This window comes from Pseudoselenomonas caprae, from assembly GCF_008271345.1.
Taxonomy (GTDB): Bacteria; Bacillota; Negativicutes; order Selenomonadales; family Selenomonadaceae; genus Selenomonas_A; species Selenomonas_A caprae.
This window is the reverse complement of the sequence record NZ_VTOZ01000006.1, coordinates 110,330-117,987: the sequence shown is the minus strand read 5'-3', so window position 1 is coordinate 117,987 and position 7,658 is coordinate 110,330. Positions and strand designations below refer to the sequence as shown.

Annotated in this window: 6 protein-coding genes; 3 read left to right on the top strand and 3 right to left on the bottom strand. The window is 54.8% G+C overall.

The window, feature by feature from the left end:
- Positions 1 to 438: 438 nt before the first annotated feature.
- The 3 genes from nadA to nadC are packed head-to-tail and all read left to right on the top strand — an operon-like array spanning position 439 to position 3,866.
- Positions 439 to 1,347, top strand: coding sequence for a quinolinate synthase NadA (gene nadA / locus FZ041_RS04515; RefSeq protein ID WP_149188686.1), 909 nt, complete (start codon positions 439 to 441; stop codon positions 1,345 to 1,347).
- An 8-nt stretch (positions 1,348 to 1,355) separates the two neighbouring features.
- Positions 1,356 to 3,002 (top strand): L-aspartate oxidase, encoded by a 1,647-nt coding sequence (locus FZ041_RS04510; protein WP_149188685.1) that lies wholly within the window; start codon positions 1,356 to 1,358, stop codon positions 3,000 to 3,002.
- Between the two features lie 24 nt (positions 3,003 to 3,026).
- Positions 3,027 to 3,866, top strand: a complete 840-nt coding sequence (gene nadC, locus FZ041_RS04505) for a carboxylating nicotinate-nucleotide diphosphorylase (RefSeq protein ID WP_187626310.1) — start codon at positions 3,027 to 3,029, stop codon at positions 3,864 to 3,866.
- A 57-nt stretch (positions 3,867 to 3,923) separates the two neighbouring features.
- Here the strand turns inward: nadC and FZ041_RS04500 are convergent, their stop codons facing one another.
- From FZ041_RS04500 to ptsP, 3 genes are all read right to left on the bottom strand, one after another.
- Positions 3,924 to 4,490 carry a hypothetical protein gene (locus FZ041_RS04500; protein WP_149188683.1) on the bottom strand — a complete coding sequence of 189 codons (567 nt, stop codon included), beginning with the start codon at positions 4,488 to 4,490 and terminating at the stop codon, positions 3,924 to 3,926.
- Complete coding sequence (locus FZ041_RS04495) at positions 4,478 to 5,653, bottom strand: AAA family ATPase (RefSeq protein WP_149188682.1); 1,176 nt, start codon at positions 5,651 to 5,653, stop codon at positions 4,478 to 4,480. Before FZ041_RS04495 ends, FZ041_RS04500 begins: the two co-directional genes overlap by 13 nt.
- A 174-nt stretch (positions 5,654 to 5,827) precedes the next feature.
- Positions 5,828 to 7,540: a phosphoenolpyruvate--protein phosphotransferase gene (ptsP, locus tag FZ041_RS04490; RefSeq protein WP_075443170.1), complete on the bottom strand. Its 1,713-nt coding sequence runs from the start codon at positions 7,538 to 7,540 to the stop codon at positions 5,828 to 5,830.
- Positions 7,541 to 7,658 lie beyond the last annotated feature (118 nt).

Sequence of the window (7,658 nt, the reverse complement as noted above, 5' to 3'; positions counted from 1 at the left end):
CACTGTCCACATAGCGGACTCCATGCGTTGCAGGCGGTCAACCCGAAACGCTACCGTTTATGCGTCTCTTAACCTACTGATATTATAGCACATAGTGAAAAAAATGCTATATTGTTTCGCTGTGCACCTCTCAGCGGAAGGGAGGGCCGTTCTATGCGTTTCTTAACCCTGTTGCGTGACTTCCTGCTTTCTCTGATTGCAGGCTTAGCCGCCAACTATTTCTTCACCGTGCTGATGAAGTAGTACAGCCGTCAGTAAATACCTCGGGCAAAGGTCAGCCGTAGAGGGAGAAAAGCCGTCCAAGACCAAATGGGCGGCTTTTCGTTTACCTCCATAATCCCTGCCTTGCCAGCGCCGCCATTTGTGTTTATAATGTTATTGTCTACTGTCATGACAGTAGACAATATTTCACACTTTACACATAAATGGAGAGAAACTATGGAAGATATTGTTGAGGAAATCCTGCGCCTGAAGCGTGAGCGCAACGCCGTCATTCTCGCGCATGTCTATCAGCCCGAGGAAATCCAGGAAATCGCTGACTTCACAGGGGACTCGTTTGCCCTGTCGCGGCAGGCGGCTGCCACCGATGCCGACACCATCGTGTTCTGCGGCGTGCGCTTCATGGCGGAGACGGCCAACATCCTCTCGCCGGACAAGGTCACGCTGCTGCCAGCCGCCGATGCGGGCTGCCAGATGTTCACCGATGCCCTCGAGGGGCAGGTACGGCAGGCGCGGGCCGACCATCCCGATGCGCTGATTGTTTCCTATGTGAACACGCCGGCCTCGGTCAAGGCCATGAGCGACATCTGCTGCACCTCCTCGAACGCGGCGGCCGTCGTCGGCTCGCTGCCGGAGGACAAGGACGTCATCTTCATCCCCGACCAGAACCTCGGCGGCTGGGCTGAGGAGCAGTGCGAGCGCCCGCTGCTCAAGTGGCGCGGCGGCTGCCCGATCCACGCGAGCCTCACGGTGAACGACATCCGCCTGGCCAGGATCAAATACCCACAGGCCCTCGTCCTCATGCATCCGGAGTGCCGCCCCGAGGTGCGCGAGCTCGCCGACTATATCGGCAGCACGAGCGGCATCATCAACTATGCCGCCAAGAGCGAAGCCACGGAGTTCATCATCGCCACCGAGGAAGGTGTGCTCTATGAGCTCACGGAGCGCTGCCCCGGCAAGGAATTCCATCTGGCCTCGCGCCATCTCCTCTGTCCGAATATGAAAAAGACGACACTTGTCAAGGTGCGCGATGCCCTCGCCACCATGGAGCCGCGAGTCGTCGTGCCGCCGGAGATCCGCGAGCGCAGCGCCGCCGCGCTTACGAAAATGTTGTCTATAAAGGGGTGATATGGACTATGCAACGCTATCTGATGAACTTCAATACCCGCACCATGGAAACGCGCCGCACCGAATGCCTTGTCATCGGCTCCGGCGTGGCTGGACTCACCGCGGCCGTCCAGCTTGCCCGCCACGGCCACCATGTACTGCTCGCCGTCCGCGACACGCTGGCTGACAGCAACACAGCCAAGGCCCAGGGCGGCATCGCCGCCGCCTTCGGTGCCGACGACAATCCCGAGCTGCATCTGCAGGACACGCTGATTGCAGGTGCCGGGCTCTCCGATGAAGCCGTTTCGCGCCTTGTAGTGACCGAAGGTCCCGCGGACATCCGCTGGCTGGCCGAAAACGGCGCGGAATTCGACCGCCAGAAAGACGGCTCACTCATGCTGGGCCGCGAGGGCTGCCATAGCCGCCACCGCATCGTGCACAGCCACGGCGACGCCACAGGTGCCGAAGTCGCCCGCGCCCTGCGCGCGATGGCAGAACGCGAGCCCAACATCCAGCCGCTTGAGGGCTGCTATATCGTTGACCTTTTGACCCACGAGGGCCGCTGCTACGGCGCCACCGCGCTCTGGCACGGCCGCAAGCTGGCCTTGCGTGCAACGCATACGGTGCTCGCAACAGGCGGCCTTGGCCGCCTGTTCCTGCACACGACGAACCCCGAAGGGGCGACGGGCAGCGGCATGGCCATGGCTGCCCGCGCCGGTGCCATCCTTGCCGATATGGAATTCGTGCAGTTCCACCCGACGGCGCTTGCCCTCAAGGGCTGCCCGAATTTCCTGATCTCTGAAGCCGTCCGCGGCGCAGGCGCCCACCTGCTGAACCTCGACGGGGAGCGCTTCATGCCCGCCTGCCATCCACTGGCCGAGCTTGCGCCGCGCGATGTCGTCGCGCGCTGCATCTTCCGCGAGATGACCCGCGCCAACGCCACGCATATCTGGCTCGATGCCCGCTGCATCAAAGATGCCGCGCAGAAATTCCCGATGATTGCTGCGACCTGCAAAGACTACGGCATCGACATCGAAAAGGACCTCATACCAATCGCCCCTGCCGCCCACTATATGATGGGCGGTATCCGCACCGACCACTGGGGCCGCACGAACATCACAGGGCTCTATGCCTGCGGTGAAGCCGCCTGCACCGGGCTGCAGGGTGCCAACCGCCTGGCAAGCAACAGCCTGCTCGAGGGCCTGGTCTTTGGCCGCCGCACCGCAACCATCATCGGCAAGACACGCCTGCCGCAAGCTGAAGCGGGACTTTTCTGGCGCGAAGCCGCGCTTGACGAGACACCACTGGAATTTACCGCCAAGGACACGGCCCGCTGCCAGCAGATCATGAGCCGCTATCTTGGCATCACACGCACAGCCGCCGCACTCGATCACGCCGCACAAAGCCTCACGGAAATCGCAGGTCTCTACGAAGGCTGCGCCGCCAAGACCATCGCCGACCTCGACCTGCGCGCACGGCTTACCTGCGACCAGCTGATCGTCAAGGCTGCCCTGCGCCGCCAGGAAAGCCGCGGCGCCCACTACCGCAGCGACTATCCCGGCAAGAACGAGGCCCTGCGCCAGCATTTCTCCGACCAGCTGGCCATCCCCAGCGATGCCCAGACCAGCACCGGAAGCACCGCTGCCAGCGAGATGCTGGCCCCCGCCTTCGCCTGACATCAAAGAAAGGATTCCATTACCATGAACATACAGAATCTCGACCAATCCCTTACCGCCTGGCTGCAGGAAGACATCGGCAGCGGCGACATCACGACGCTGGCCACGGTGCCTGCCGAAGCCACGGCCCATGCCATCATCCACGCCAAGGATACGGGCATCCTCGCCGGCGTCGACATCGCCGCACGGGTCTTTTCCCTGCTTGATCCCGCCCTCAAGTTCACCAAGCAGCTTGAGGACGGCGCACCGCTCACCAAGACCTCCGTCATCGCGACCATCGACGGCCCGGCCCGGGCCATCCTCACGGGGGAGCGGCTGGCGCTGAACCTATTGCAGCATCTCTCGGGCGTCGCCACGCGCACGCATAAGCTTGCTGCTATCGCCGCCCCCTACGGAGCAAAGCTTGTCGACACGCGCAAGACCACGCCAGGTCTGCGCCTGCTTGACAAATACGCCGTCAAGGTCGGCGGCGGAGCCAACCACCGCCTCGGCCTCTACGATGCCATGCTCATCAAAGACAACCATATCCAGGTGGCTGGCGGCATCAAGGCCGCGCTTGACCGCGCCCATGCCTACGCCTCCCATATGACAAAAATCGAGATCGAGGTCGAAGACCTCGCAGGCGTCGAGGAAGCTCTGGAAGGCGGTGCCGACGTCATCATGCTCGACAACATGGCTCCAGCGCAAATGGCCGAAGCCGTAAAGCGCATCGACCACCGCGCCATCGTCGAAGCCTCCGGCGGCATCGACGAAACCACTATTGCCGCGGCCGCCCAAAGCGGCGTCGACATCATCTCCGTCGGCGCGCTGACGCACAGCGTCAAGGCCCTCGACATCAGCATGGACATCGGCGTAATAAAATAAATAACAGGGAGTAATGACCATTACAGTCGTTACTCCCTGTCTTATTTTCCCGTGCTATTACCGATACTCTTCCTTTAGCAAATCATAGATACTCAACTCACTCTTATCTGATTTTGTTTGATGATACTGGCGAATTACCTGCAACAACATGTTGATATCAACAAAGTATTCCAGCCAAAAATTGCGGCTTTTTACGCGGTTTCCCATCTTCAAAACAGATTTACAATACTCACTCGGCTTTATCTTTGACTTAGATTGCTGACGAAACGCTGCCGCTTTGCCCTCTGCTATGATTAACAGCATCTCTATCTCAGGTGTTGTACGAATAGTATAAACATCGTGCCGTTCCGCATACAAAGCACTAAGTTTAAACTTTTCCGAACGAGAATCAAGAATCCTCACCACAATTGCCCGATGCGGAGAATAATCACGATTTAAAAACTCTTGCTGTATTTCAACCGCTTTTCTTTTTCGAGTTACCTTGTGCCCCACCAAATTCTCACGGCTAAATAACAAACAATTATTATCCAATAAAATATCCATCAAAGCTTCTTCAGCAGCACCCTCACAAGAGCAAATAACATATTCCGTTTTCAAATCTCCTAAATCTATTATTCTTCGCATAGGCTATCCTCCAATGCTTGAATATCAGCATAGCGAGGTGCCGTTCCTTGAATATAATTAGATAAAAGCACTTCACTTTTCTTCACATCATTGCGATGCACTTCATCTGCATAATTCAATATCTCTATTCGATCAGGAGTTTCAGGAGCTTTTCTAGTTATGAAAATGTTATCCTTACGATCGACAAAATCCAACAATTCCACATAGTGAGTAGAAAAGATAAGACAAGCCCCATGTCTATTGATACGCTCGTCCTTGAAAATATTCGTAATCATACGTACTAATTCTTTGTTTAAATGATTCTCAAGTTCATCGACAATCATATAACCACCAGTCTTTAAAATACGTTTGATATAAAACAAAAGATTTTGTCCTTTTATCGTACCAGAGGAAATCATACCGCTAAGTTGCAGTGGACTATGTACTATGACTGGCTCATCCCAGTCTTTGAACTTTACCTGATAAGATGCCCCCTTCTCTGTCTTATCGACTTTCAACATATCCAAATTCGAATCAAAGACGTGTAATGCCGTCACCGGCAAACTTCCCGTTGCCGTCAATACATTTACATCCGTGTAAGGAAGCATTTGATGCAAACCAGTCGTATTATCCCTTGTAATAGTGATAACAATACTATCATCATCCTTCAGCACTGAGCGAGCCTCTTCCGGCATCGCCGACCGCTGCCGAATCAAATCTCCCGGTTTTAATGCATCCTTCTTTGAGTGAACTTTCGTTCTATCTTTACAATACAACCACTCATCATCAAAATACCACTCAACTTGATCCAGCTCGTCTGCTCCCCTAACACGGATAATAGATTGTAATTCGTAAAATTTTTCTTTATGATGAAAATCAATCGTCAGCCTAGTTCCATCCGAAATAAATTCCCGTCCATACATAGTCGTATCATTGAGGCTGATATTATCCAAGACCACAGACATGGCCAAATAAATCAATTTTAAGGATGATGTTTTGCCCGATGCGTTTATCCCCGCCAAGGACACGATTTTTTGCGTATAGATACTTTTGTCAATATGAAACACCTGTGCAGGCTCTGAAACCCGATCAGTCGCCATAAAATTAACTTCAAATTTTTCTCCTTTGAACATCGGCATATTTTCATATGCAATGCGCAAGATTCTAACAGAATTATCTATCATCGTACACACCTCCCAATTCTTATTATATCACGTTGCGTCAATTATAACCACAAAATATGTTTATATCTGCTAATCACAAGGTAAAAACATTACAAAACCGCAAGTTTCAAAGTAAAACTTCGAAACTTGCGGTTTAATCATGCAACTATATCCGTACCCGTCGGTACCTTTTTCTTACAGGACTTTTGCCAGATATGCTTTGATTTCGTCGCCATCTTCCATCTTCATGACGTCCGCGAGGATTTCCTTCGCCTTGATGGAGCTGATGTTGCGGATTTTCTCCTTGACGCGCGGGATGGACGGAGCGCTCATGGAGAGCTCGCTGATGCCCATAGCCATCAGGAGGACTGCTGCATTCGGATCGCTGGCCATCTCGCCGCACATACCAGCCCAGATGCCGTTCTCACGTGCGCTCGTGATCGTGCGCTGGATGAGCGTCAGGACAGCCGGGTTGAAGTGGTTGTAGAGGTAAGAGATGCTGGCGTTGCCGCGGTCGCAGGCGAGCGTGTACTGAACGAGGTCGTTCGTACCGATCGAGAAGAAGTCGACATACTTCGCGAGAACCGGCGTCATGATAGCAGCTGCCGGCGTCTCGACCATGATACCAACCTGAACATCATCAGCAAAAGCCTTGCCCTCATGCGTAAGCTCGAGCTTAGCCTCTTCGATGAGCTCTTTGACCTTCTTGAACTCAGCAACGTTGATGATCATCGGCACCATGATGCCGACCTTGCCGTACTTACCAGCACGCAGGATAGCCTTGAGCTGCGGCAGGAAGAGATCCTTGCGCTGCAGGCTGATGCGGACGGCACGGTAGCCGAGGAACGGGTTCTCCTCAGCCGGGATGTTGAGGTACGGCAGCGGCTTGTCACCACCGATATCCATCGTGCGGATGACGCAGAGGTTGCCGCCGCATTTCTCGACAGCTTCCTTATAAGCCTTGAACTGGTCTTCCTCGTTCGGGATGTCCTGACGGCCCATGAATACGAACTCGGAACGGAACAGGCCGACACCCTCAGCACCGTAGGTCAGGGCATTGTCGACGTCCATATGGGTGCCGATGTTGGCCATGAGGTCAACCTTTACGCCATCCGTCGTCACAGCCGGCAGATCCTTGAGCTGCGCATAGTGCGCAGCCATCTCCTGCTGTTTCTTGATTTTCTCGTTATACTCAGCCATCTCCGCCTCAGTCGGGTTGATGACAATCTGGCCAGCCTCGCCATCGATGACGACATGGTCGCCATCGGCAATCTTGTCGATGCGGTCCTCTTTGTTGAGGCCGACAATCGTCGGGATAGCACGAGCCTTAGCGATGATGACAGCATGAGCCGTCGTGCTGCCCGAGCCCAGGAGGACACCAGCGATCTTGTCCGTCGGCATACCAGCGATGACCGACGGCTCGATTTCACGGCCGCAGAGGATAACCTTCTCATCGCCGATTTCCGGCTCTTTTACACCGAGGATGTACTTAGCAACACGCTTGCCGACATCGCGCAGATCGACGGCGCGGGCAGCGAAGTACTCATCTTCCATCGACTCGAACATCTGCGCCTGCTCCTCCGCAGCCTTGAGGACTGCATGCGGTGCACTGGCGTTCTCGTCGAGTTTCTCCTCGATCTTCTGCGCCATCATCGGATCCTGGACCATCATACGATGAGCCTCCATGATAGCAGCCTGCTCCGTCATATCCTGTTTCTGCAGGCGCTCGATGCTCTCGCGCAGGATCTCGGCGACAGCCGTCAGAGCAGCCGTAGCCTTCTGCTGCTCCGTCTCTTTGCTCTCCGGCTGGTAGCTCACGAGATAGCCGTCCAGATTCTGGCCAGCCAGCATGATCTTACCCATAGCAATACCGGAAATTACGCCTTTTCCGCGAATCGTCTCTGCCATTTGTTTCTTTCCCCCTGAAACTATCAAAAAATTACCAAAACTCGCACGAAAAGCCCTCCCCCGGCCGCACATCTTTCGCAGCTGGAGGAAGGCTATTCAATTGTTGCTCTATCGCAGG